This is a genomic window from Streptomyces racemochromogenes (assembly GCF_044129415.1).
Lineage (GTDB): Bacteria > Actinomycetota > Actinomycetes > Streptomycetales > Streptomycetaceae > Streptomyces > Streptomyces racemochromogenes_A.
Window position 1 is genome coordinate 23,775 of the sequence record NZ_JBBDHD010000032.1, and the last position, 25,328, is coordinate 49,102.

The following is a 25,328-nucleotide window of genomic DNA, read 5'->3' on the forward strand; positions in this document are numbered from 1 at the left end:
ATGGAACGACGGGTGAGCGCCTCGCGGCGGTCCGGGCACGACGGCCGAGGGGGCGAGCGGACGGTCAGCGCAGCGCGGCGGCGATAGCGTCGGACAGGGCAGTGGCCAGCCGGCTGATCAGGCGGCTGAGGTCGCCGGATCCCGTGTACAGCTCGCCGCGGCTCATCCCGAGGTCGGCGTCGGCGAGGACGTGCGCCGGTTCGGCGGGCAGGCCGACCCCGGTCAGCTCCTCGCTGAGCCGGTCCGCGGGCAGATCGGTGCAGGCGATCGGCTCCCCGGTGGCCGCCGAGACCGCCTCCGCCGGCTCGGCCAGGGTGAACGCCTCGTCCGCACCCAGCTCGTGCACCGCGCCCGCGTGGCCCTCGATGGTCAGCACGACGGCGGCGGCCTCCGCGTAGTCGGCGCGCGCCGCGGCGCTGATCCTGCCCTTGCCCGCGGCTCCGATCACCGTCCCGCGCCGGCGGAGCAGGGGCAGTTGGGCGGTGTGGTTCTCCAGGTACCAGCTGTTGCGCAGCAGTGTGCTGGGGACCTCGCGTTCGCGCAGGTACTCCTCGGTGGCGCGGTGGGTGCGGGCCAGGATTCCGGTCGCCGTGTCGGCCTGCGTCATGCTCGTGTACGCCACCAGCGACACGCCGGCCGCCACTGCCGCGTCGACGGCCCGGCGGTGGTTGGCCGACCGCTCATCCACGGCGGTGGTGGACACCAGCAGCAGCCGGTCCGCTCCCTGGAACGCCGCCGCGAGGCTGTCCGGCCCCGCGAAGTCCGCCCGGCGCACCACGACGCCGCGGTGGCCGAGGTCTTCGATGCGCGCGGTGTCCCGTCCGGTCGCGACGATGTCCGCGGCCGGGACTCCGCGCCGCAGCAGCGCCTCGACGGTGAGCCTGCCCAACTGGCCTGAGGCTCCGGTGAAGACGATGGACATGAGATCGCCCCTTCCTGCCGCGAACTCTCCTCGCGGCGTGACGAACCCCAGATTGACCTGCTCACTCTCCATCGGTAAGTAGCCACTTGCTGGTAAGTTGACCACCTGCGGGAAAGTATCGAGGTGAGTGGAATGGCGACCGCCGAGAATGTGACGGAGCCCATGGCGTCATGGGACCCGTACACGCGCGGCTGCCCCTCGCGCGACCTGCTCGACCAGATCGGCGGCAAGCGGGCGGTGCTCGTGCCGGAAAAACTCGGCAAGCACGGAGCCTGCCGGTTCACCCGGTTGCGGCAGCGGCTGGCCGGAGTGAGCGAGAAGATGCTCACCCAGACGCTGCGCACGCTCGAACGCGACGGCTGGTCCGGCGGACCGTGTATCCCGAGGTGCCGCCCCGCGTCGAGTACGACCTCACCCCCCCCTCGGCCAGACCCTGCGGGGACCACTGCGCGTACTCACCCAGTGGTCGGTGGAGCACGTCGGCGAAGTCCTCGCCGCACGTCAGGAGTACGACGTCCGCGCCGAGGGCACCGCCTGAGCCTCGCGCCCTACGGCCGCACCCACGCCGCGCAAATCGCCGACATGACCGGCTCCCGGCCCGAGCTCCTGGCGAGTACACGGCGTGGAACGCCCCCACGACCGCCGGCTGCATCGACAACCGGGCGGGCATCCAGTGGACCGCGACCCACGCATGGGTACCGGTGAAGACGCCCGCCGCACCGGAAGTCGTCCGCGGCAACAACATCGACTTCACCTACGACATCGTCACCCCATACCGGTGGCACCGGCGCTGACTTCGGCGACGGCACCCAGAACTCGACGCTGTCCGGCAGCACCGTCACGCAAACCGCCGCCAACGGCGTCAACATCGGCGAGGCGGACGACCACCACCAGTCGTCGACGGCTCTGATGACGCTGAACGACACGGTCACCCGGAACAGGATCACTATGAGGGCATCGTGCAGGTCGAAGCGCCGTTCCCCCCAGCGGACGGCGAGTCGCTTGAACGGGTGGAGCTGGGCGGAGGTCTGCTCGACGACGTAGCGGAGCTTGCCGCCGCCGTCGCTGATCAGGTGGTGTTTGCTGCCGGTCTTGCGGCGGTCGACCGGTGACGGGCCGGTGGCCTCGCCCCCTTTTTCGCGCGTACGTGGGAGGCGTCCACGTAGGCGCGCGTCCAGTCGATCAGTCCGGCCGCGTTCGACTGGCCAGCAGTATGCGGTGCAGGCCCTCGAACACTCCAGCCTCCTGCCAGCGGCCGAGCCTGCGCCAGCAGGTGTGCCCGGAGCCGAAGCCCCACTCGGGCGGCAACTGCTGCCGGGTGATGCCGGTGTGCAGCATGAACAGGATGCCCTGCAGGCAACGCCGGTCATCTACCGGGCGAGGGCCCGGCGACCGCTCCGGCCAGGCCGGCAGCAGCGGCTCGATCCGGGCCCACAGCTCGTCGTCCACGATCCACGGCTTGTTGCTCACTCCCTCACGCACGGACGAATCGTCACATCGGTCACCCCACCAGCAACGATCACCAAGATCGTGTTACGAGTTCTACGGGTGACTGGATCAACCGGTGATCGTTGCACCGACTATGACTCCTCTTATGCAACGCGCCGCTATGACGGTCACCCTGCTGACAGCCGTTCTGGCTGTCGCCGCCCCCGCCACCACCGCTGCCGCCACCGACTGCCGGAGCACGAAGGGGTGCATGAACAAGAGCATGGCCCACGGCAAGGCGTCCTTCTACAAGGGCGGCATGGCCTTCATGGACGGCAACCAGGCAGGAGTCAAGGGTTTCCAGCAGGGCCTCAACAAGGGACAAAACCAGTTCCAGAAGCAGATGGGCCCGAAGAAGGGCCGGGGCGGGGGCGGCGGCATGCCAGGCATGCCGCAGGGCATGCCTGGCAGGTAACCAGCCGCCCCAAGCAACCCAGGAGTGAGCGGCTCCACTCTGGCAGCAGCGGTTCGCCGCACTCGGAGGTACAGGCGCTGGCCGCCGCCACGGGGCGCGAGCCCTGGGAGGAGTACCTCGCCCTCGACGACCTCCTCACCCGCCTCGGCACGGACGCCCCCCACCGACTGGCCCTCCAGCGGGCTCCAGCCGGTCACGTCGAGCAGCCGGCTATCCAGCGGGCCGCCCGCCAGCTCCACGTAGACGCGGCCCGGCACCGGACCCAGGTCAGGGTCATCCGGGTCCGACCCGTACACCCGCCGGCTCACCCACACGCGGCTAGGCTCCCGCAGCCTGCCGCTCGCCGGCACTGCGCAGCGCTGTGACCAGGTTCCAGGCGAGGCCGTCGGTGAGCACGCCCTCGCCCTGGATGTAGCCCAGGTAGGCGTCGATCGTCTGGCTCCCGATGTCGGTGCTCTTGTCATCGGTCTTGGCTCGGAGTCTGCCCCACGCGGGCCGGCCGCAAAGGCCGGATCAGGGGCGTGCGGCTGCTGGGGTGCGCTGCGCGGCCAGGGCCGTGCAGCGCGGGCCGCGGCCGGGATGCCACTCCCTCGCCGGAGCCGGCGCGGTGCCGTGTTCGGGGGACCAGGCCGTCGCGGTCGTGCCGGGCGCAGGCGCAGCCCTGTGCCGGGCCGGCGTACGGCACACCGTGACGCACCACCCCGCCCGCCGACCCTTCCGCGGCGGCGCCCCGTACCCGGGTGCCCGCCCCGGCCGGGCGAGGAGTCAGGCGGGGCTTTGGCCGCCGATGGGTGGAGTGGTGTCAGGGCCGCTTCTGGAAGATCGCCCCCTGGACTTCTATGAACGACAGGCGCTGGCGCAACTGTTCGAGCGTGGTGATGATCTGGCCGCGGTAGTTGAACTGCGCCTGATGGCCGCGGTGCCGCTCGCGGATGAAGTCGGCGAGGTGGCCCCACTCGTTCTCCAGCCACCGGTACTCCCAGCCCAGGGCGTTCTCGCGGTGGTTGTAGATGTTGTCGTAGACGCGTTCGAGGATGCGGCCGAAACGGGCCGCTTCGGAGAGGACCTGGATCATGACGAGCAGGGAGCGGCCGACCTGGTCGGTGTAGCCGTTCGCGTGTCCGAGGGTGTAGGCGGCGTTGTAGATGCTCGACGGGGTGAGGACCAGGTTCTCCCGGCTGCTGCCACCGGGGAGGGCGTCGTAGTTACCGTTGCGGCCCAGGAACTGGGCACTATCGATACCCAGCACCCCGGCGAAGCCGGCTCGGTTGTCGGAGAACTCGAAGTGCCTGACGTCGGCGGTGCTGCGGGGGGCGTAGAAGCCGGCGACGTAGAGGGTGTCGGCCCACAGGTAGATCGACACCAGGTCGTTGCCGCCGGTGTCGCGGATCCGTACCTGGATGATGCGGTCCTGTTCGAGGGTGGTCTGGGTGACGCCCTGCTCACCGGTCACGTCGCCGTAGCTGAGCTGGTGAATACGGTCGATCATGCGGTAGTAGTTCAGGGCGTGTTCCTGGCCTCCGGCGGTGATGTCGGAGATGTTCCAGTCGATGACCTGGTAGTTGGCCGCGTGCGCGGTTCCGGAGAGTCCGCTGACGAGTCCTAGGGTCATGGCGAACGCCAGCAGTGTGGAACAGAGCTTTCTGGTCATGGATTTTCCGTCGTCTTCTCGTGCGGTCGAGTGCTGGGAAGGGAAGCCATCGCACCGTGCGGTGTCCCCCGGCGGCTTCCGGCGCTCACCGTAGAAGCCGCGCCGTGGCTCGGATATCCGCTCCGTGCAGAACTACTTGCCCACGCGTGCAGAGTTCGCGGCGTCCGGGTGCGGACGGTCGTGCAGGCCCGGGTCCGCTTGAGCGCGAGTGGGGCCGGCGCGTGGTCGGCGCGCGCGGTCGCGTTGGACAGATGCGGAGGGGCAGTGCCCGAGGGGGGCGACTGCGCAGTCGGCTCGCGTGTGTATGCCACCACGGCGCGTGCATGCCGGTGTCCGTCGGCGGTTGCTCGGCTCAACTGCGCCCCGTTGAGGGCCAGATAGGTTACTGGTGAGTTTTCAGTTGGCGTGCCCGATGACATGCTGTGGCTCAAACATCCAGGTCAAAGGGGTGGAATCGTGTCCTTGCAGATATCGGAGACGGACCTCGGGGGTGCGGCATCCCACTACACGACCGAGGGGCTGCCCGCCGCCCGCAGGCGTACCTACTGGCGTGACGCACTCTCGAACACGTTCGGGTCCGTCGACATGAAGGTCCCCGACGAGGTCGAGTACGGCTTGATCCGCACCTCGTTGGTGGGCTCGCTCCAGGCGGTCACCGTGGAAGGGGAGCCCCATCAGGCTCAGCGGACCCGTCGCCTCATCGCCGGCAGCAACAACGACGAGTACGTGGTCGTCAAGGTTCTCAGCCGGGTGGCGGTCCGCGTCGAGCAGGACGCCCGGGATTCGTGCCTGAGCGCGGGCCAGCTCTTCGTCTACGACATGTCCCGCCCCGTCCAGCTGACCGTACCCGAACGGTTCCGGACCAAATCCCTGGCCTTGCCCCGCCGGGCGCTGGGGCTGCGCGAGTCGGACCTCCAGCGGCTCACCGCGACGCCACTCGGCGACCGCTCGCCGCTCGGCCGGCTGGTGACGCCGTTCCTGTCCCACCTCGTCGACACGGCCGGCACGTACCAGCCGCGGACGGGGGAGTCTGTCGCCCGTCACGCCATCGATCTCATCCAGACCCTGGTGGAGGAACACCTCGGCTTCGACCTCCAGGAGGCTCCCAACGCCGCCCGGATGACGTTGCTGAGGGTCCAGGCCCACATCGGCGAGCACCTCACCGACCGGGAACTCACCCCCGAGGTCATCGCCCGCCACCACAACATGTCCGTGCGCTCCCTGCACAAGCTCTTCGAGCTCGAAGGACTCACCGTCAGCCGCTGGATCCAGCAGCGCCGCCTGGAACAGTGCCGCCGTGCCCTCAGCGCCGGCCAGACACGGGGCAGGACCGTCGCGGCCATAGCCCACCACTGGGGCTTCGCCAGCGCGGCGCACTTCAGCCGTTCATTCAAGGCCGCCTACGGCATGTCGCCGGTGGCCTGGCGTAACGCGGCCCTGCACACGCCGGACGGGCCGGGCAGCTCGAACGGCACGGTCTCGGCCGCGGAGCTGCCCGTGTCGCCGGGGCGTGGTCAGGCCCCCTCGACAGGGCGGAAGCGGATGCCGGCACCGGCATGATGCGCCGCCGTCACCCGATGTGACGGGGTGGCTCTGTTCACGAGTTGTGTGTTCTGTTACCGCACTTCAGGAGGGTTCTGGTGGAGCAGGTGTGCACGGAGTGCGGTTCTGGCCCAATTCTTGTGGTGCCACCACGCTGAGTGACAGCTGGCGAGCAGAGCATTGCGAGTCCCCGTGTCAGAACGACGGGTCTTCGGTGCCACCGCCGATCCCGTTGTGTACCGACCAGTAGTCAAGGTCGCCCAAGCGCGCCTGCAATTCACGGGATGCGATGTCGTGAATGGACCGCCCAGTACGCACCCCGCAGCTGAACCAGGAACGAGAAGCCGCCAACTGCCAGAAGACACCGGGCCCGACCTTCTTCACCGCCCGCTGCCCCCCCCCCCGGTGCGAGGAGACAGGTGGCGCCCTCGACGGCTTCGGGGGAGGGCCTGACGTAACGGCGGACGTTCTCCGGCTTCCTGCGCCGGGATTTCGCCATCAGCATCGGCATGGGCCTGAGAGTGAGGCTTCCGGCTCCACCCCCTGAATGGCATGATCATTTGGACTGTGGGTCGTCCCGGCCTTACAGCGCGTTGACATCCTTGGGAGGGGTACATGGCCACCGGCACTGTGAAGTGGTACGACGACGCGAAGGGGTTCGGCTTCATCACCCCAGAGGGCGCCGGTAACGATCTCTTCGCCCACTCCAGCGAGATCCGGCGGGAAGGCGTCAAAACCCTGAAGGAAAACGAGAAGGTGGAGTTCGAAGTCAAGAGTGGCCCCAAGGGTCTGGAGGCCGCCAACATCAGGCCTCTGTAGCCCACCAATGCGGCGTCTGCCCCTCCTGCGCAACAATGAGGGGCAGAGCTCGACCGGCCAGGTTGCCGACGGGGGGAATGCCGAGGGACAGGGCGAGGTCGGCTATGTCCGTGTCCTCCTCGTGCTGGGCCCGGTTGAGCATGTCCTCACGCCACAGGCAGGGTGCGTCGGCGACGCTCGGTGCGGTCGTTGCCGCCCAGGATCCAGACGGCCGTGGCGAAGTTCTCCAGCGCCCCCCGCATCAGGGTCCACGGGCTCTGCGGGCCTACCCTCCCCGGCGTGCACGAGCCTGCGCAGCGCATCGGCGTGGGCGACCCCCGCGCTGTAGGAGTTCCGGATGAACGTGGACGCGGAGTACATGCCCAGCGGTGCATCGTCGGTCGCGAGGCTGCTCGACGGCTGCGGTGCCGGCAGCTGCCGGCAGGCACCCTCTCCACGCAGTCGCTCCACGTCCGCGAACAGCGGCTGCAGGTAGGCGAACTCGAACTCAGACCGTGTCACCACGCCAGGGTAGAGACGACCCCTGACAGAAGGCAGCACGAAGGTGGGCGTGACAGGTTGCCCGGCTCGCCGTTGAGCGGGGAGGTCAGCGAAGTGGAGGCCCCGAGGCGTCGTGACCCCGGGGCCTTCGGGTTCTCCTCCGGCACCAGATGGTGGTGCAACACAAGCTGCAACGGGCATCCCTCGCCGGGCGCCCCTTTGGGCTCGCCGGTCAGGCTGCCGTCCCTGTCGGTCCAGGCTGATCCCGCCTCCCGGCACCGCGTAGCAGGATCCTGGGGGGCGACCAGCGGTATCGGCGGTTGAACGAGCGGCCGCGTCCACGGATTGCCGGGGGCGCTGGGAGGCGCACGGGGCGCACTGTTGTCATGCGCATTACCGTCTGGCGATTCCGTGCGCCCCTGCAGGGCGGGGAGTGGCAGTCGAGATGACGGGGAGGCTGACGGCGTGTGGGGGATTCATCGCACGGTCGAGCCTTCAGCCGGGGTTGGGTGTGGCGGGTGTGGCCGGACAGGCCCTCGGCCCTTCACCGGCCTTGGCACCGCGTGCACCGTGGCCCCGTCTTCGAGAGGATCCGATGCTCAGGACTGTAGACAGCAAGATGGAGGAGACGCCGCGGCGCACCCGGGGTGTCCCGGCTGGCGCCGTCGGGGAGGCAAGATGGCCGCAGTAACCGCCGGGCTGCCGCATGCGGAAGCCCTGCGCCAGGGGGTCACCACCACGTTGGACGCCTTCTTGGAACACAAGGCCCGTGCCGCCGTGAGCTTGGGGATGTCCCCGGAGGTGGCCCAGAGCCTGGGGGGCTTCCTGGCCGCCGGCGGAAAGCGGCTGCGGCCCCTGATATGTGCGACCGGCTGGCAGGCCGGAGGTGGCCGGGCCATCCCTGAAGCGGTGATTCGGACTGCGGCGTCACTTGAGATGTTTCACGCCTTCTGCCTCATCCACGACGACATCATGGACGACAGCGACAGCCGGCGCGGCGCCCCCACGCTCCACCGCCGTCTCACGGGACTGCAGGGATCCAGCCAAAGACCCGCTGCGGCGGAGCGTACGGGAGCCAGTTGCGCGATCCTCATCGGCGATGTGGCGCTGGCCTGGTCGGACGAGCTCCTGCACACCGCCGGCCTCACGCCCCGCCAACTCGGCGCGGTGCTGCCGCTGGTCCACGAGATGCGCAGCGAGGTGATGTACGGCCAGTACCTGGACGTCACCACTGCTGGCCGCCCCACCACGGACGTGGAACAGGCGCGGCGCATCATCCGGTACAAGACGGCCAAATACACTGTGGAGCGTCCTCTGCAGATCGGTGCCTGCCTCGCCGGGGCTTCGCTCGCGGTGCGCGAGGCGCTGAGTGCTTACGCTCTGCCCGTCGGCGAGGCGTTCCAGCTGCGCGATGATCTCCTGGGTGTCTTCGGCGCCCCCGAGGTGACCGGCAAGCCGTCGCTGGATGACCTGCGTGGGGGCAAGCACACGGTTCTCGTAGCGTTGGCGCTCCAGCGTGCCGATGCCGGCCAGCGGCGTGTTCTGGACGCCCTGCTGGGCATGGACGGTCTTGGGGAGGCGGGGGCGGACCGTATCCGTGAGGTGCTCACCGCCACCGGTGCCCGGGCCGAGGTGGAGAACATGATCGCCGCTCTGCGGGCGCGAGCGCTGCGGGTGCTGGAGAGCGCGCCCTTGGCACCGTACGCCACTGCCGGCCTGCGTCGGCTCACCGAGGTGGCTACGGCGCGGGCCCGGTGAGACCGGCTCTGTCTCCTGACCTCGTTGCAGAGCCATCCGAACCCGCAGGTTGCGGGGATGCCGTCCAGACCCACGCCGTAAGGAGCCCTTCATGCCGTTCGTCCCCGACTTCACCACGCCTTTCCGGTACCGAGTGAATCCGCACCTGGCGGACGTCACCCTCCGGGCCAGGCGGTGGATGCTTGAGTCCGACCTGGTCGACGACGCGCACGTGATCGAGTACGAGATGGCCAGGATCCCGGAACTCATGGCCGCCGCCTACCCCAGAGCCTGTGCCGACGACCTGCTCCTGTCCTGCGACCTCATGGGCATCATGTTCGCGATCGAGGACGAGGACTGCGGCAGTCATCCCCAGCACTCCGTGGCGGGCATCGCCACCCGCTGCAAGGCGATGGTCCAAGTCATGGACGGAGTGGATCCGGGCGCCGATGACCCGGTCGTGCTCGCCTTCAGCGATACCTGGCACAGGCTCTGCGACGGCATGTCCGATACCTGGGTCGCGCGACACCGGAGCAACTGGAAGGACTTCCTGGACAACCACTACACATGGGAACCGGTCGTCGTGGCCGAGCACGGCATGCCTGATCTGGGGGACTACCTGCGGGAACGGGCGTACGCCTCCGGGATGTACGTGCTCTACGACTGGTCGGAACGTTTCAGCGCGGATCGGGCCGAAATCCCGCGGCCGGCACTTGAAGACCTGCGGCTGACCACTCTGCACCGAGACTGCATTCACACCATCATCGCCATCAACGACACCCACTCACTCGAACGGGAAATCAGGCGCAACGACCCGGTGCCCAACCTGCTGAAGGTGCTCATGCACCACGAGCACCTCAGCGTTGAGCAGTCCGTGGAGCGGGCCAAGAAGATGCTGGCCGATGCCATCGAGGAATATCTTGAGGTGGAATTCGACTACCTCGCCCACTGGTGGCGATCCGGCCTGCCTCCCCGTCAGATGGGCGCAGTGGAACAGCGGCTCCGCGACATGAGGAACTGGATGAGCTCGAACTGCCGCTGGCACTACATCGCGCCCCGGTACGACCACGTCGCCCGCGACCCGGAACGCGACAGGCCCGGCTTACCGACACAGCTCAGCGGACGTCAGGGTATGGACACCCAGTGCCCGCATCCCCGCTCTTCGGGAAGGCGGCCCTGACCAGGGGGCCGCAGTCAAGGCGTCCGCGACGCCACCTGAGTGGTCGCGTTACGAGTTCGCGACCCGCTCGGACAGACAGCGACCGCCCCTGCCCCAAGGAGCTGATGGCATGGCCTTGTCCCACTGGCGGCTGGTACGGCATCTGCGACGCGCGGTGCGCCGGTCCGACGACAGCGGCACCAGATTACTTCACTACTACGACGAGCACCCCGAGAAAGTGCCGTTGCCGTACCCCAGCGGCTGGTTCGTGATCGCCTGGAGCGATGAGCTGAAGCCAGGTCAGGTGACCACTCGCCGGCTCTGCGGTGAGGACGTGGTGCTGTACCGCACCCGCGGGGGTACGCTCCATGCCGTCGCGCCGTACTGCCCGCACCTGGGCACGCACCTGGGATCGGGCGCGACCGTTTGCGACGAGCAGATCGTGTGCCCGTTCCACCGCTACCGCTTCGGCCCGGACGGCACCTGCATCGCGACACCGGGTGGACCGCCCCCGCCGAGTATGGGCAGCCTGCGCCACTACCCGCTGCGCGAGCAGGACGGCACCGTCTACCTCTGGTACAGCCACGACAACTCACCGCCCGGCTGGGAATTGCCGCCCCCGGTCACCGGTCCGCAGTTCTGCCGGCCGGTGCACTGGACCGGCGACTTGCGAACCCATCCCCAGCAGACAGCCGAAAATTCCGTGGACTACGCGCACTTCTCGGCCCTGCACGGTTTTGTGGAGGTCACCGAAACCGCGCCGGTCGAGTTCAAGGGGCCGACCGCGCATGTCCACCTGAGATTCTCCCTGCGCAGGTTCCCCGTGCTCGGGATGCTCACTGCCGAAAGTGGCGCCGACCTCATCGGGCTCGGCATCATTTTGTTCAAGGTGGAAATTCCGAAGGTCGGCATCCAGGGGCGGGGCTGGGCGCTCACGACCCCGGTCGGCCCGTGGCGGGCACGGATCGGGCTGGCGTTCAGCTGTGCGGCAACAGGTTTTCGGTGGCTCCCCGCCCCGGTGCGGCCTCTCGTCACCGCGCCCCTGACACGGCTGGCCGCGCGGCTCTTCCAGCTGATCCTGAAACGCGACCTCAGCAACGACTTTCCGATCTGGAACCACATGAGATACCAGGAACCGCCGCGCCTGACTACGTATGACGGTCCGATCGGCCGGCTCCGGCGCTGGGCCCGTCAGTTCTACCCTCCCACGGGAGAATCCGAGCAGCGGCGCGGGAGCGACCCGGCCGACGTCAACCCGCCCGAGCAGACCCCGAAAGGCGAATGACACAAAACAACGAGGGGTATCCGTCATCCTCGGGAGACGAGCTCTCGGTCCAGGAGCCCACGGTTCCGGTGCGGGTGTTCACGAACCTCCCGGAGAAACCGTCCCTCTCCGCGGAGATCGGCACCCACTCCCTACGCCAGGACGGATACTCGGGGTGCTCGGACGGCTGCATCCCCTCCGTGTTGATCTTGTGGAGGTAGACGCGTTCAATGTCCCTGAGACCGAGGAGGAGTCCGCCGTCGGGGAGGACGCCCGGGCACCCCAGCGTCACCAGGCACGACGGCATATCAGGTTGCCTGCCGGAATCGATGTCGTTCGCCAGAAGCCACTGCCGAATCTCTCCCGGCAGTTTCAGGCCCATGCGCAGTTCCGTCTCGCCGATGCCTGCCGGGCTCCCCGGGCCACCGAGGGCAGCGAACACGGCGGGGGCATGATGTTCAGCAACGACCACCCAGCAGACCTCATGTCATGCGCGGCTCAGGAACAGGTACTGCCACGGGGGGCTACTGGAGCAACCAGCCCCACGTCCAGGCCTTTCGGGCAGGACTGACCGCTGGGGCCCGGTCCCGCTTCAGGACGCTGCACAGCGCCGACCTGAGGCCCTCGAAGAACGCGCCCGGCACGCGGTCCACATCGCCACGAGCGGCGACGTCGTACGCGCCGCCCTCGACCGGGTGATCGGGGAGTAGGCGGCCCGGTGTACTGCCCCCAAGCGCACTGGACGCCAGGACACCGGGCCTCCCCCGCACACGCCATGCCGGCACGGACCACAGCTCCCCCGCCCCGCCGGCCGGCCGCCGACTACGGGACGTCGCCCCGCCACACGAACCGGCCGGCTCGCACTCCTCGCCGGTCACCGCGTCCCCGCCCGTCCACGACTCCTCAGCCGGTGCGGGTGATGGTGAACATTCCCGGGCCGTCCTGGGTGATGCTCAACGTCTTGTCCAGCGGCTCGAACCGGTCCAGGACCACCGTGCGGTTGCGCGTGTCGTAGGAGAAGGCGATCTGCCCCGGGTCCTCCTCGTCGAGCCCGAAGTCATCAACGACGACCTGGATCCCGCCGGGGATGTTGAGCGAGAAGGGATCGTTGTCCTGTTCCGGCGTCACCGGTGCGGGCTTGGTGTCCTTGGCCACCAGGTTGGCCCTGCGGCTGGTGTGGATCTCCGACTTCAGGACCTCAAGGCGGTGGTAGACATCGGCGGCGGCAGGGATCTCCTCCTTCCAGTAGGGCGACCTGACGTCGGAGAACGCGAGCTTGCCGGTCTCCCCGTCCCTGAGGGTCGTGTCGCGGTACCGGATCAGCACAGCCATCGCGTGGACGTCAGCCGCCCGCAGCCCGACGGTCTTGGTGTTGCGAACGTTGGGGGTGTCGGTGGTGAAGAACGCGATGCCCTGGTCCTTGTCACCGACACGCGCACCCCAGACCTCGGCGACGACCCCGTCTCCGACCTTCACGGAGCGGACCGGCCCGAGCTCGGAACTGGAAACGTTCCGCTGTTCACCCGCCCTCAACGTGACGCTCTTACCGGTGTAGTTGTCCCCGTCATAGAAGATCACTTCGTCGGCATACATGAGGTAACGCAACTCCCATCAGGTCAAGACCATCGTCAACTCGCACGCCATCCTCCACAACCAACCCCACCGAAGATCACAAGATCAGCCCGCCCCTCCCCTCACCGACTCCAAAATGGCCGAGTCAAGCCCACCCGTGGCGTGATCCCCCTCCCTCGACCACCCGGGCAACCCCGCAACCAGGCCAGGTGTGTGTCGATGTCCCATCACCACGACCCTCGAAGCGCCGCGCGGAGCCCAGGACGTGCCCCACACGAGCAGGTCGGCCCGGTGGTACTGCTTCCCAATGCGGCAGTCAAGCGACCGTGGCCGGGGTCCGTCTTCGAAGCTTGCCTGACCTGCACACCAAGGGCCGGTACTGTCCCTCGGATGGCTTCAATACGTTCCGACGTCCTGTCCCGAGCCCTTGACGTCCCGGCGGAGCCGCCTTTGAGGCCACGACGTCGCGGTGGAGCTGGCCGACTGGGTTGGGAGACCGGTACCCGGAGCCGGCCGCCGCCACGGGGCGCGAGCCCTGGGAGGAGTACGTCGCCCTCGACGACCGGGGCGGCCACCTGGTCCGGGTGGACGTCGCCGACGGGGCCACCGCCCCGGAGGTGCCTGCAGCGGTACGCGACAGGCCCAGCTCGGCTGGCGGAGCCGGAGCCGGCGGAGTGGCTGACCTGCGACGGTTCTACCACTGCACGTATGCCGCGACGCGAGTGGGCACGAAGCTGCGGTGGGACCTGGCGGCCTCCCCGCCGAACAGCGGACCCGTGTCGCCTGCGCTCAGCGGGATGATCGGCAGTGGGCGACCTGACGGACTCAAGCCAGCGGTTCACGCCGGCGGGCACGGAGCGGATGAGTTCCGCTCTGCACCTCCTCGGCCGACTCGATCTCCCCGCGAACACCCGTCATCTCGCCGAGCTGCGCCACGTACTCGCCACGGGGCACAGGAACCACTACCGCAGCCCCGGTGCCTGGGATTCGCCCGGAACAGGGTGGCCCCGGAAGAGGTGTAGGGGCGCCACCTCATCCCAGCTTGGGGGCCAGGTCCTGGGCGAAACGGGCGCCGAGGACGCACGAGGCGCTGCCGGCGGGTTCGGATTCGAGGACGGCGGCGTAGCCGTCGGGGGTGCGCCAGGCGATCTCGCACCGGTCCTCCTCCTGGTTCACATAGGTGGCGGGGGAGGTGAGCTTGTCCAGGTGCACGTTGGCCGACTCCTTCGGGGTCTTGCGGTCCGTGATCATGTGGAACGGGGCGGTGGAGTAGGCCAGTGTCATCGTCCGGTCGTTGTCCACCGTCGCGGCTCCGACCTTCCAGGTGCAGGTCTTCACGCGGTCGGAACCGTTGGTGAAGCCGCCCGCCTGACCGACGCTGGTGAGCTGATTGTCCTGGATCAGGGTGTAGTCCGTGACATCGCACGGGTCCCCGCTCCAGGCGGCGGCCTTCGCGGTCGCCGCCGACCCCGACGTCCCGGAGCCACCCGTGGCGTCGAAGGGGTGCAGGAGTGCGACGGCGGCCCAGGCGGCCCCGCCGACGGCCAGGGTCGCGGCCGCCGCCATCGCCGCGCGGCGGCGACGCCGCTCCGGCCCGAGCTCCGGGCCGGAGCGCGCGCCGGAGCCCGCCCCGGCGCCGGCGGCCGGTTCGCGGTCGGGACGTTCGCGCAGGGCGACCGTCGCCGCGCGCCGTTCGCCGATCATCGCCGCGACCCCGGCCGGCAGCCACTGCGTGTCCTCGGCGGAGGTCGCCAGGTGACGCAGCGCGTCCGGCACCAGCGGACGCCTGTCCGGCTCGGGGGCCAGGCAGAGCCGGATGAACGGGGCCAGCCCGTCCGGCACCCCCTCCAGGTCCGGGGGCTCGTGCACCGTCCGGTAGAGGATGACGTCGGGGCGGCCCAGCCCGTAGGGGCTGTGGCCGGTGGCGGCGAAGGTCAGGACGCAGCCCAGCGCGAAGACGTCCGACGCCGGCCCGGTGGGTTCGCCCCGCGCCTGCTCCGGCGACATGAAGCCGGGGGTGCCGATCACCGTGCCGGTGTGCTGGCCGCCGTCCAGAGCGCGGGCGATCCCGAAGTCGATGACCCGCGGACCGTCGTCGGCGACGATGACGTTTCCCGGCTTCAGGTCCCGGTGGACCAGGCCGGCGGCGTGGATGGCGGCCAGGCCCTCGGCCAGGCCGGAGCCGAGCACCCGAAGAGCCCGGTACGGCAGGGGACCGGCGCCGCGCACCACCTGGTGCAGCGACGGGCCGGGGATGTAGGCGGTGACCAGCCAGGGCCGCACCGCGTCGGTGTCGGCGTCCACCACCTGCGCCGTGTAGAAGCCGCCGACCTTCCGCGCCGCCGCGACCTCCAGGGCGAAGCGCCGGCGGAAGTCGGCGTCGTGCGCCAGCTCGGCGGCCACCACCTTGACCGCCACCAGCCGGCCGCCCGGAGAGCGCCCGAGGAACACCTGCCCCATCCCGCCCCGGCCCAGCCGCCGCACCAGCTCGTACGGCCCGACCTGACGGGGATCCTCCTTGCCCAGCGGCTCGATCATCCCACCGACCACAACTGGACGGCGCCCAGCAGCTCGCCGGTGTCGGTGGTCGCGGCGAGTGTCCTGCCGTCCGGTCCGAAGGCGACCTGCCCCCCGCCGCTGCGCCCCGTCGCCACCGGTGTCCCCTTGCGGGAGGCGAGGTTCCACACCGTCACCCCGCCGCCCTGGGAGTAGGCGCTGGTGGCGCCGGCGATCAGCTTGCCGTCGGGGCTGAACGACACCGACTGGTAGTGGGAGTTGACCCCGGCGAGGGTCGCGGTGAGCTTCCTGCTGGTCAGATCCCACACGGCGACGCCGCCGAAGGAGCCGGCCAGTGTCGTGCCGTCGGGGGTGAAGTCCAGCGAGGTCACACCGAACGCGTCGGCGTTGTCCAGGGCGAGGGTCGCGACCGGGGCGAAGGACGAGGAGACGTCGAACAGGTCCACCGCACCCTTCAGGTCGCTCCCGTATCCGACGGCCAGGCTCCTGCCGTCCGGACTGAACGCGACACTGCGCGCCGCGCCCAGGGTGCCGTTCGAGCCCGGGCCGACGACGAGGGAAGCGACCTGCCTGCCGGAGGCCACCTCCCACACCAGGGCGGTTCCGATGCTGTCGCGACCGTCCCTGCCGAGTGCGACCAGCCGCCCGTCCGGGCTGAACGCCACCGCGTTCGGCTGCGCCAGCATATGGCCCTGGGAGGCGGCGACCACCGTGATCACCTCCCGGCGGGAGGCGACGTCCCACAGGGTGACGGCAGCCCGGCCGTGCTCACGCTCCTTGTCGTCGCGGCTGCGCAGGTCCGGGGGCAGCGTGTAACTGGCGGCGAGGAGGCCTCCGCTGCGGGAGAAGGCGACGGCGGCGGCGGCGCCCAGGGCGCGGTCCACCGTCAGCACGCCCACCTGCTTCCCGGCCGCCGGGTCGATCAGGACGACCTTGTTCTTCCCGCCGGTCGCCAGGAGCCTGCCGTCCGGGCTGTAGGCGATCCCCCTGCCGTCGCCCTGGTCACGCCCCACCTCGACCAGCGCGCCCGCCGTCAGCTTCACGATCCCGCCGGTGGAGCCGGAGCCGGCGGCCGATCCGCCGCCGGTGGACCCCGGGGTGCCGGCGGTGGGCCGGTCGTCGCCCGAGGCGGCCCAGATCCCCACCGGCACCGCGACGGCGGAGAGGGCGGCGACTCCGGCGGCGGCCAGCAGAGCCCGCCGCCGCAGCAGCCCTGGCTGGGCCCGCGTGCCGGTGTGGGCGTCGGCCTCCGCCTTCCGCTCCCCGACCATCTCCACCAGGGTGGGTGGCAGCCAGTCGCCCGGACCCGGCCCGGCCAGGCCACGCAGCAGCTCACCGAGGTCCGGGCGGGCCTGCGGGTCCTTGGCCAGGCAGGCGGCGATCAGGCCGTGCAGCGGCTCGGGCACCCCCGTCAGGTCCGGCTCCTGCGTCACCACGCGCATCAACGCGTCGGAGCCGAGCGCGTCCCCGAAGGCGTTGCGGCCGGTGGCGGCGTACACGAGCACGGCCCCGAGGGCGAAGACGTCCGAGGCGGTGACGGCTGCGCCGGTGCGGATCTGCTCCGGTGCGAGGAATACGCCGCCGGGTGCCGCACCGACCGTCCGCGAGGGATGCGCGGCGTCCCACAGCCGAGCGAGCGCGAAGTCGGTCAGCCGCGGACCGTCGTCGGCCAGGATCACGTCGCCCGGGGTGAGACCGCCGTGCAGCAGCCCGGCCGCGTGCACCCCGGCCAGGGCCTCTGCCAGCCCGGATCCCAGCGCCCGCAGCGCCTCCTCGGGCAGCGGTCCGTGCGCCGCCACCGCGTGCCGCAACGACGGGCCGGGGAAGTACTCGCTCGCCACCCACAACACGTTCCCGTCGGCGGCGGCGTCCACCACCTGCGCCGTGTAGAAGCCGCTCACCTTCCGCGCGGAAGCGGTCAGCTCCGAGAAGCGGCGCTGGAACTCCGCATCGGCCGCCGGCTGCGCAGCGACCACCCTCACCGCCACCAGCCGGCCGCTGCGGGAGCGGCCGAGGAACACCGTGCCCAGCTCCCCTCCGCCCAGCCGCCCGACCAGCCGGTATCCGCCTACTTCACGCGGATCGTCCGCCTGCAGGGGTGTCGTCATCGCCGTGTTCCCTCCCGGATCGTTCCCGTGGCGCCCAGGTCTGTCCGGCTGCCACGCCCCGTGCTCCACGCCCCCGTAGGCACCGGACCGCTGCTGGAGCGCGGGCGCCACCGGTGCGCTTCGGTTTGTTCGGGTTGCGGTGGTTTGCTTCGGCCGGCGCCGTACCCGCTGCTGAACGTAGCGGCGGTGGGACGGTCCGGATTGGACGAATGTGACCTCTCCCTAGAGGGCGAGGGCCTCCTGCACCGGGCGGGCGGTAGCCGCCATCCGGCCCGGTGTGAGACCGGCGAGGGCTCGGAACTCCCGGGTGAGATGGGCCTGGTCGTAGAAGCCGCAGGTGGCGGCGATCCCGGCGAGGTCGACGGGACCGCCGGTGAGCAGCTGAGCGGCCCGGCGGAACCGCAGGACCCGGGCTGAGGCCTTCGGCGTGAGCCCGACCTGTTCGGAGAACCGGCGGCCCAGGTAGCTGCGGCTCCATCCCACCTCTTCGGCGAGCCGGGCGATGGGGACCGTGCCGGCCGAGTCCGTGAGCAGGCACCACGCGTGTGCAACCTCGGGTGCGGGTTCCGGGCCGCGCCCGAGCCGCTCCAGCAGCACGGCGTCGAGCAGGTCGAACCTGTGGGCCCAGCTGGGGGTGGCGGCCAGACGCTCCACCAGCACACCGGCCGCGGGGCCCAGGACGTCGTCCAGCTCGACCACGAGGTTGGTCAAGTCACGCATGGGCAGGGCGAGGAAGCGGTAGGCGCCGAGGGGGGTGAACTGCAGGCGGATCACCTCCTGCCGGCCACCGGGATGCGCACACCACGCGGGCCGGTCCTCGATACCCGCCACCACCGAACCGATCCGGCCGGTACCCGAACCCGGCATTCCGAGGCGGCGGATCTGGCTGAACGGCTCGGCAAGGCTGACGGTCACGATGACGTGGCCGGTCGGAACCAGCCGCACCTGGTAGGGCGGGGCCAGGTGGGAGAAGCCGACACGGCTGACCAGGTAGGGCCGCAGTGCCTGGTGGAGGGGGCGGGTGACCCGGCGCAGACCTCCGGCGCCGCCGGAGACCGTGACGTCCCGATCCACTCCGCCTCCCCGTCCGACCGCACACTCCACGAGACATCCCCTTCACCCGCCCAGGACCCTCCAGGCGGGCCGCGTTGGCTTCGCGGCGCGAGCTTAGACGTCGATCGTGTGGTGCGAGCGTTCGTTGAACCGTTCGTGACGGAACCCAGATCACCCCCTCGGCGCTCGGGGTGGTCCGCTTCCACGGCCAGTGCGGGAGGGGGCCTGCTGGACCGACCAGCCCGACGCCCGAGCCGCCCCACGTGCCCGGCCCGAACGATGCGGCCCCTGGCGACCGTGGTGGTCCGCTCGTCGCCGAAGTCGACGCGGGCCGACTGGCGATCCGCAGGCCGTGACGCCCCTCGGTGCTCCGAAGTGATGGGCTGAGCTGGGCGCACACCGATCGGGGGCTGCGCGCGAGGCCACTCTGCTCTGCCGGTGGGGCCGGGTAGACTCCTGCGACCCGTGAGGGGACCGGTGGAGGGGGCGGCGGTGGATCGGGTTCTGGTCGTGGTCGGTGTGGTCCTGGTCATGGTGGGGCTCGCGGCGGTGGTCTTCACCGTGGGGAACCTGGTCGAGTTCCTGCGGCTGCGCGCCCTGGAACGGCGTGGGGTCGAGGGCGAGGCGGTCTCCGTCGTCCAGGACTGGATGAACCACAAGTACCGCGTCCACTACCGGGTGTGCCTCCCCGAGGAGGGCCGCGACGAGCGGTTCTATGAGCTCAGCGTCGAGGAGCCCGAACCCATGGGGACCGTGTTCCCGGTGGTCTACGACCGGAAGAAGCCGAGCCGGGCGAGGCTCGGGACGCGACAGACCATCGACTTCACCACCGAGGGGCTGATCGTGAAGTTCGCCTGGGGCACCGGCGTGCCGGCGATCGCCCTGGGGGCGCTGCTCCTCCGGTTCTTCGACTCCTGACGGCGGCGGAGGGTGGGGTTCAACCGTTCAGCGCGTTCCAGGCCCGTTCGGCTTCGGCGGCGGCCCTGCGGGCCTTGTCGAGGGCACGGTCGGCCTGCTGGTGGCGGCGGGAAGCGGTTTCCTCGGCTGCGTGGGGGCCGGCCCGTTCGTCGCGGGCCCGGGTGAGGTCGTCCTGCAGAGCGCTGATTCGTCCGTCGAGCGCGGCCACCCCGGCCGGGTCTTGCGCGGTTCCCGTTGCGCCGCGGCCAGCTCCTTCTCGGCTGGTCTCACACCGAGGTCGGCTGGCGGCGCGCCAACACCGGGAGCGGCAGGAGCGGGGACGGTGGCCGGGGCTCGACGCCCGCTCCTGCGGCGTGCGCGTCCACGACGACGGGAGCCACGTCGAGGCCCCGGGCGTCCAGCCGGCCCGTCGCGGCCACGATGTCCGGCCAGGCCGGAGAGGCCAGGATCGCGTCGGGACCAGGCTGCCTGGCATCGTCGCCTTCAGGAGGTCCGCCCACTGGTCGGTGCCCCCGCCTTCGTCCGGGCGGTGTTCACCGCGACGGCCTGGTGGACTCCGGCCGTCATACGGCTCATCTGCGGCAGGCACCGACGGAGAGACAACACGGTCGGCTGTGGCCGATGTTGGTGCGCGGTCGGGGCCGTACAGCGTAACGTGGCGGGGTATGAGTGGGGTTGTGGACGCCAAGGGCCCGATGGTTCCGCCGAGTTATCCTCCCAAGTCGCCGCCGCCGCAGAAGAAGCCCGTGGAGGCGCCTCGGCCGCAGCCGGCGACGAAGCCGAAATCGCTCACCGGGGTGCCGCCCCGTCTGGTCGTCACGAACCGGCGGGCAAGAGTGCTGACGTTCCGCGCGGATCAGTGGGCGGCGAAGAAGGCCGCCGCACAGGCTGCGCTGGCCGCCGCCGACTGGGACTACCCCCTCCTGGATGAGCACGACTTCCTCAAGACGGTCCACGGCTTGGTCCGCACGGCCGTGGCGGCCGGCGGAAAACGCGTCAGTGTCCACCTCGCCGACCAGGACGACAAGATCCTCGTCATGGTCCTCAACCACCAGACCGACGGGCAAGACGAGGCGGGGGCCGTTCCGGCGGAGGTGGTGGTGCTGCGCACCGTCGACGCCTGCGGCACCCACACCGATCACGACGGCCACGCCTGGTGGGCGCTCCTCGACCCCCACCCCCAGCCGAAGAAGCATCTGGCGTAGCAGCACGCACCAGCATGCACAGGACGTGATCGCACGTGGGACGGGAAACGGCGCCGGCGCGGGTATCGCAGTGCCGTCTCGAAGAGTCGCGACGTGTCGGGGGCCCCTCGAAGGCCATCGCCTGGAAGGGACTTTCCCGATGAACTCGCCCCCTTCCAGACCGCCCGCAAACGGCTGATCAGATGGGCGGTCGACGGCACCCGGGAAGCGATCCTGACCGCCGTCCCGGCAGCAGCGGACGCAGCCGACGACATCGACTGGACCGTGTGGGTGGACTCCACCCTCGTCCGGGCCCATCGGCACGCTGCCGGCGCACGCAGAAGCGGGAATCCGCGCAGTCATCCCGCAGCCCTCCGACCAGATCGGCCACTGCCTGCGCCGAGGCCGCCGACGGCCGCCCTCCGGGGTTCGACCGCGAGGCATACGAACAGCGAAACAGCGTCGAGCGCTGCGCGAACCCCGGCTCAGGCAGTGGCGGGGCCTGGCCGCACGAACCGACAAACCCGCCCTCACCTACCAGGCCGCACTCCACCTCGCCAACAGCATCCCCATCTGGACCCGACGCTGGCCACAGACACGGAACCTAGGCCGGGCGGCGGTCCGGGGAATGGTTTTTTCGCCCATCGATGGAGTGACGCCCCGCGGCGGCGGGCCTGTCGGCCGTCCGCGCCGGCGGTCCGCCGCCGAGTGTGGAGGGGAATCCGGCACGTCCGGTTCCCGGCGACTCCGAGGGAGAAGCGGCCATGGACTACACCAAGCTCGCACCCCAACTGGCGGCCATCTACACCCGCTACCAGCAGGAGGGCCGCAGACGCTCCCCGCTGGCGGCGACGGGACGGATGCTTGGGCTCGTCTCGCTGCGGGAGCGGGCCAAACCACTGCGCGTGGTGGTCTCGCTCGTCTGCGATCCGGAGGTTCCCCTGGACGGCGACCTCGGGGAGGGCGTCGAGGTCAACGCGGGCGGCAAAAGGATCCGCACAGCCATCGTCCCGCTGGACTCCCTGGCGGACCTCGCCGCGCACCCGGGCGTCCGGCGCATCGTGCCGGCCACCCGGCTGCGCCCCCTCCTCGACCGGGCGCAGGCCAAGGTGCACGTGCCCGACTTCCGGACGCGCACCGAACTCACCGGCAAGGGGGTCGTCGTCGGCATCGTCGACACCGGTATCGACCCGAGGCATCCGGCGTTCACCGGCCGGATCGACAGGATCTGGGACCAGACGGTCCAAGGCGGCGACGGAGTGCCCGAGGGCGGCTACGGCGTCGAGTTCACCGGCATCGGAGCGACCACCCCGTCCCGGGACACGGAGGGTCATGGGACGCACGTCGCGGGCATCGCCGCCGGCAAGGACGGCTTGGCTCCTGGGGCCCGGCTGGTGATGGTCAAGACCGACTTCCAGGACGCCCACATCACCGACGGCATCCAGTACATCTTCCGCGTGGCGCGTGACCTGGGCCTGCCGGCGGTGGTGAACCTCAGCCTGGGCGGGCACCACGACGCGCACGACGGCAGCGACCCGATGTCCCAGGCGATCGCGGAGGAGTCGGGACCGGGCAGGATCGTCTGCTGCGCCGCGGGCAACGAGGGCGAGGACGACATCCACGCGCAGCTCACGGTCACCGAGGACGCCACCGTCTCCGTCCCCTGCCACCCGGGCGTCCTGCGGGGTGAGCCCGACGTGTTCCTGCTCAACGGATGGTACGCGGGCACGGACCGGTTCGAGGTCGCGATCGCCGCGCCGTCGGGAGCCTCGACTCCCTTCCAGCCCGTACGCGGGCCAGGGGAGGAGACGGTGCAGTTCGACTTGCCGGAGGGCAGGATCCAGATCACCACTCCGGGCCCCACCCCGGACAACGGGGACGTCAACTTCTTCGTGGAGGTGGCTCCGAACGCCGCCGGCCCCCACGTTCCGCACACCCCTCCGGGGACGTGGCGCCTGCTGGTGAGGGGTGACTCGGTGAACGGCGACGGCAGGGTCGACGTGTGGATCCTGGGGGACTCCGAAGCCCGGCCCCAGCCGCAGTTCAGCGGTCCCGCGGTGCACGACACGATGAAGATCGGCTCGCCGGGAGCCGCCGCGTCGGCGATCACCGTGGCCGCCTTCACCACGCGCACCGACTGGAAGGACATCGACGGCGTCGCCGAGCAGGCGCCGTCGCTGCAACTGGGGAAGATCGCCGGCTTCAGCAGCGAGGGACCCCTGAGGGACGGATCCCAGAAGCCGGACATCACCGCCCCCGGTGCCATGATCGTTTCCTCGCTGTCCCGTGAGGCCGTCGACCAGCCGAGGGCGCTTGTCATCAACCAGCGCGAGGTGGCCATGGCAGGGACCAGCATGGCCTCGCCGTTCATCGCGGGGATCGCCGCCCTCCTCCTCCAGCGCGATCCGCACTGCGACCCGGCCGCGTTGAAGTCCCTGCTGAACGCCAACGCGGCCATTCCCGGCGGCCCCCAGGGCGCTGTCGACCACAAGTGGGGTCACGGGCTCCTGGACGCCACCGAGCTCTAAGGACGGACGTGGACTACCGCAAGCTCGACGCCGCGCTCGGGCGGGCCGTCGGCGCCGCGGAAGGCGACCCCGGGGCCCGGGACCTGCTGGTCCTCGTCCGCCTCACGGAACCCCCGACGCCGGCGCAGCTGGACGAGCTGCGCCGGGCGGGGGTGGACGGCACCGATACCGGGCGCACGATCCTGACGGGCACCCTCTCGCGGCAGGACGTCGAGACGCTCTCCGAGCAGCCCTGGGTCCGCTCGCTCTCCCTGTCCGGCAGCAGACGCCCGCTCTAGTGCTGTGACGGGGAAGGTTCACCGGGTTGGGCAGTCAGGCCGCTTTGGGTAGGGGCCTGCCGCCCCATCGGGACGCGCCCCTGGGCGTACGGCCGGATACCCCCGGACGGCGGCTTGCCGTCGCTCCGCAAGGTGCCCAACCCCCTCATTCGGACAGTCTGGGCCGTAGGGAGTTGTGCATCGCGTTCCCGTGCCCGCTGCCATCGGGAGGCACCCTGGTGGTGACTGCTGGTTTCGTGCCGGTGCTGGTCGTGCTCATGCCGTTCGGGGCTGTTCGGGCTGGACGCCCTGGAGAGCCTTCTTCTCCCGCGGCAGGCACAACAGTCCGGTGCCGACCCGGAAGACCTCTGAACGCGTGTCTCCCGGCCCCGGTGGCGGGTGACCGGCTGGAGGTGATTGTGGGGGGCGGGGCCGGCGTCGCTAGGCTGCGGGTCCCCGCATTGATCACTGTTCCCTCACAGAAATGGGGCCTGATGCCCACCACCGCCGACCCGGCTGCCGCAGGCGAGCGTCTGGACCCCCAGGAGATGGTCGTCCTGCACCGCGTCTTCCGCCGCGAGATACCGCTGCTGGCCGACCTGATCGAGGCTGCCGCCCCCGGCGACCGGCGGCGCACCGTTGTGCTCGCCGATCACCTCGACCTGATCCTCGGCGCCCTGCAGGAACACCACGAGGGCGAGGACCAGTTGCTGTGGCCCAAGCTGCGCGAGCGTGCCGTCCCCGACACCGACGTCGTGGCGCGCATGGCCGACCAGCACGAGGCCATCGCCGGCGCGCTCGCCACAGCCACCGAGCTGTCGCGCCGGTGGCGCACCCAGGCTGACCGTGCCACGGCCGTGCGTCTTGCCGCAGCGCTGCGCACGCTCGACCGGCACGCTGCCGGCCATATGGACGACGAGGAGGAGCACCTCCTTCCCCTGATGGCCGCCCACATCACGCCCGGTGAATGGGCCGAAGTCGGCGAACGCGGACGCCGCAGCGTCCCCAAGGCCAAGCTCTTGGTCTTCCTCGGTGCGATCCTGGAGGACGCGACCGCTCAAGAACGCCAGCTGTTCCTGTCACAGATGCCCGCCCCGGCCCGCCTGCTGTGGCGCACCCTCGGCACCCGCCTCTACGACCGCACCACCGCCAGCGTCCGCCGGAGCGACGCCGCAGTCGTGCAGGCGTAACGCCCGATCCCACCTGTGAGAGGCCGGCATTCCCCGCCCCCCACCCACAACACCAGCAGGGCCGCCCACTCGGGCATGGCCTGGCCCCGCAGCCTGTGCCGAGTGCGGTGCGGCGACCGCAGCGAGGGCGCAGGCAGCGGCGAGCGTGGTCACCGCCTGCTGCACCCCGACGGACCTGTTCATCGGCGGCCGCGTCACCGCCCTGCTGTGGCCGCGTCCAGGAGCCGGAACGCGTCGAGCAGCGCTGCCGGGTGGGCGTCGTGAGCTGTGCGAACGAGCATGTCCGGTCCAACTGTCAGGCCGTTCCGGACCGGCCGGACCGCCGACCCTCCCCGGCCGCGCCGCGCACTCGGGCCGGCCACGCCAGCGTCCCCGCAGACCGTCCGACCCCGACCGGCCCCGCGCCCGGCGCGGGTGATTGAGGGGCGCATACCCCGGCTGGCCCTTATCCCGGGCGGAGCCGGCGTGCCCGTGGCAGGGTGGCAGGGCGACGAGAGGTCCACACAGGGCGGGCCCGGCCGGTC

21 protein-coding genes and 3 pseudogenes are annotated in these 25,328 nt (G+C 70.5%); 13 read left to right on the forward strand and 11 right to left on the reverse strand.

Annotated elements, in window-relative coordinates:
• Positions 1-64 precede the first annotated feature (64 nt).
• Positions 65-922 carry an NmrA family NAD(P)-binding protein gene (locus WDV06_RS15145; protein ID WP_395510259.1) on the reverse strand — a complete coding sequence of 286 codons (858 nt, stop codon included), beginning with the start codon at positions 920-922 and terminating at the stop codon, positions 65-67.
• 162 nt (positions 923-1,084) lie between these two features.
• Here WDV06_RS15145 and WDV06_RS15150 point away from each other — a divergent pair, with 162 nt between their 5' ends.
• Positions 1,085-1,627 carry a winged helix-turn-helix transcriptional regulator gene (locus WDV06_RS15150; protein WP_395510300.1) on the forward strand — a complete coding sequence of 181 codons (543 nt, stop codon included), beginning with the start codon at positions 1,085-1,087 and terminating at the stop codon, positions 1,625-1,627.
• 242 nt (positions 1,628-1,869) lie between these two features.
• Here the strand turns inward: WDV06_RS15150 and WDV06_RS15155 are convergent.
• A pseudogene (locus WDV06_RS15155) lies at positions 1,870-2,374 on the reverse strand (transposase); the annotation flags it as partial.
• Positions 2,375-2,516: 142 nt separating this feature from the next.
• Here WDV06_RS15155 and WDV06_RS15160 point away from each other — a divergent pair.
• Entirely contained in the window at positions 2,517-2,825 is a 309-nt protein-coding gene (locus tag WDV06_RS15160) for a hypothetical protein (protein WP_395510260.1), read from the forward strand.
• An 802-nt stretch (positions 2,826-3,627) separates the two neighbouring features.
• Here the strand turns inward: WDV06_RS15160 and WDV06_RS15165 are convergent.
• The gene (locus tag WDV06_RS15165) at positions 3,628-4,476 is read right to left on the reverse strand and encodes a ribosome-inactivating family protein (RefSeq protein WP_395510261.1); all 849 of its coding nucleotides are present in this window, start codon (positions 4,474-4,476) and stop codon (positions 3,628-3,630) included.
• 456 nt (positions 4,477-4,932) lie between these two features.
• On the opposite strand from WDV06_RS15165, the gene WDV06_RS15170 reads away from it, so the two are divergent.
• The gene (locus WDV06_RS15170) at positions 4,933-6,036 is read left to right on the forward strand and encodes a helix-turn-helix domain-containing protein (RefSeq protein ID WP_395510262.1); all 1,104 of its coding nucleotides are present in this window, start codon (positions 4,933-4,935) and stop codon (positions 6,034-6,036) included.
• A 382-nt stretch (positions 6,037-6,418) separates the two neighbouring features.
• Here WDV06_RS15170 and WDV06_RS15175 read toward each other — a convergent pair.
• A pseudogene (locus WDV06_RS15175) lies at positions 6,419-6,523 on the reverse strand (site-specific integrase); the annotation flags it as partial.
• Between the two features lie 110 nt (positions 6,524-6,633).
• Between WDV06_RS15175 and WDV06_RS15180 the strand changes: the two are divergent.
• From WDV06_RS15180 to WDV06_RS15195, 4 genes are all read left to right on the forward strand, one after another.
• On the forward strand, positions 6,634-6,837 hold the full coding sequence (locus tag WDV06_RS15180) for a cold-shock protein (protein ID WP_395510263.1): 204 nt from the start codon (positions 6,634-6,636) through the stop codon (positions 6,835-6,837).
• A 1,158-nt stretch (positions 6,838-7,995) separates the two neighbouring features.
• Positions 7,996-9,075 (forward strand): polyprenyl synthetase family protein, encoded by a 1,080-nt coding sequence (locus WDV06_RS15185; protein ID WP_395510264.1) that lies wholly within the window; start codon positions 7,996-7,998, stop codon positions 9,073-9,075.
• 91 nt (positions 9,076-9,166) lie between these two features.
• Positions 9,167-10,234, forward strand: coding sequence for a terpene synthase family protein (locus WDV06_RS15190; protein WP_395510265.1), 1,068 nt, complete (start codon positions 9,167-9,169; stop codon positions 10,232-10,234).
• Between the two features lie 109 nt (positions 10,235-10,343).
• A complete protein-coding gene (locus tag WDV06_RS15195; protein WP_395510266.1) occupies positions 10,344-11,498 on the forward strand; it encodes a Rieske 2Fe-2S domain-containing protein in 1,155 nt (384 codons plus the stop codon).
• Here WDV06_RS15195 and WDV06_RS15200 read toward each other — a convergent pair.
• The 5 genes from WDV06_RS15200 to WDV06_RS15220 all read right to left on the reverse strand — a co-directional run bounded on the left by WDV06_RS15200 (position 11,464) and on the right by WDV06_RS15220 (position 18,748).
• A complete protein-coding gene (locus tag WDV06_RS15200) occupies positions 11,464-11,919 on the reverse strand; it encodes a hypothetical protein (RefSeq protein ID WP_395510267.1) in 456 nt (151 codons plus the stop codon). The genes WDV06_RS15195 and WDV06_RS15200 overlap by 35 nt on opposite strands.
• Before the next feature lie 461 nt (positions 11,920-12,380).
• Positions 12,381-13,070: a hypothetical protein gene (locus WDV06_RS15205; RefSeq protein WP_395510268.1), complete on the reverse strand. Its 690-nt coding sequence runs from the start codon at positions 13,068-13,070 to the stop codon at positions 12,381-12,383.
• A gap of 1,011 nt (positions 13,071-14,081) precedes the next feature.
• On the reverse strand, positions 14,082-15,587 hold the full coding sequence (locus WDV06_RS15210; RefSeq protein ID WP_395510269.1) for a serine/threonine-protein kinase: 1,506 nt from the start codon (positions 15,585-15,587) through the stop codon (positions 14,082-14,084).
• Entirely contained in the window at positions 15,584-17,674 is a 2,091-nt protein-coding gene (locus WDV06_RS15215; protein WP_395510270.1) for a WD40 repeat domain-containing serine/threonine protein kinase, read from the reverse strand. Before WDV06_RS15215 ends, WDV06_RS15210 begins: the two co-directional genes overlap by 4 nt.
• Before the next feature lie 222 nt (positions 17,675-17,896).
• A complete protein-coding gene (locus WDV06_RS15220) occupies positions 17,897-18,748 on the reverse strand; it encodes a helix-turn-helix domain-containing protein (RefSeq protein ID WP_395510271.1) in 852 nt (283 codons plus the stop codon).
• A gap of 471 nt (positions 18,749-19,219) precedes the next feature.
• Between WDV06_RS15220 and WDV06_RS15225 the strand changes: the two genes are divergently transcribed.
• Positions 19,220-19,645 (forward strand): DUF3592 domain-containing protein, encoded by a 426-nt coding sequence (locus WDV06_RS15225; protein ID WP_395510272.1) that lies wholly within the window; start codon positions 19,220-19,222, stop codon positions 19,643-19,645.
• A gap of 19 nt (positions 19,646-19,664) precedes the next feature.
• Here WDV06_RS15225 and WDV06_RS15230 read toward each other — a convergent pair whose 3' ends face one another.
• The gene (locus WDV06_RS15230; protein ID WP_395510273.1) at positions 19,665-19,853 is read right to left on the reverse strand and encodes a hypothetical protein; all 189 of its coding nucleotides are present in this window, start codon (positions 19,851-19,853) and stop codon (positions 19,665-19,667) included.
• A gap of 58 nt (positions 19,854-19,911) precedes the next feature.
• The gene (locus WDV06_RS15235; protein ID WP_395510274.1) at positions 19,912-20,145 is read right to left on the reverse strand and encodes a hypothetical protein; all 234 of its coding nucleotides are present in this window, start codon (positions 20,143-20,145) and stop codon (positions 19,912-19,914) included.
• Positions 20,146-20,310: 165 nt separating this feature from the next.
• Between WDV06_RS15235 and WDV06_RS15240 the strand changes: the two genes are divergently transcribed.
• From WDV06_RS15240 to WDV06_RS15260, 5 genes and pseudogenes are all read left to right on the forward strand, one after another.
• On the forward strand, positions 20,311-20,850 hold the full coding sequence (locus WDV06_RS15240; RefSeq protein ID WP_395510275.1) for a hypothetical protein: 540 nt from the start codon (positions 20,311-20,313) through the stop codon (positions 20,848-20,850).
• A gap of 325 nt (positions 20,851-21,175) precedes the next feature.
• A pseudogene (locus WDV06_RS37335) lies at positions 21,176-21,412 on the forward strand (IS5/IS1182 family transposase); the annotation flags it as partial.
• A gap of 181 nt (positions 21,413-21,593) precedes the next feature.
• The gene (locus WDV06_RS15250; protein WP_395510276.1) at positions 21,594-23,357 is read left to right on the forward strand and encodes a S8 family serine peptidase; all 1,764 of its coding nucleotides are present in this window, start codon (positions 21,594-21,596) and stop codon (positions 23,355-23,357) included.
• Between the two features lie 8 nt (positions 23,358-23,365).
• Positions 23,366-23,635, forward strand: a complete 270-nt coding sequence (locus WDV06_RS15255) for a hypothetical protein (protein ID WP_395510277.1) — start codon at positions 23,366-23,368, stop codon at positions 23,633-23,635.
• A gap of 473 nt (positions 23,636-24,108) precedes the next feature.
• The gene (locus tag WDV06_RS15260) at positions 24,109-24,804 is read left to right on the forward strand and encodes a hemerythrin domain-containing protein (RefSeq protein WP_395510278.1); all 696 of its coding nucleotides are present in this window, start codon (positions 24,109-24,111) and stop codon (positions 24,802-24,804) included.
• Positions 24,805-25,328 lie beyond the last annotated feature (524 nt).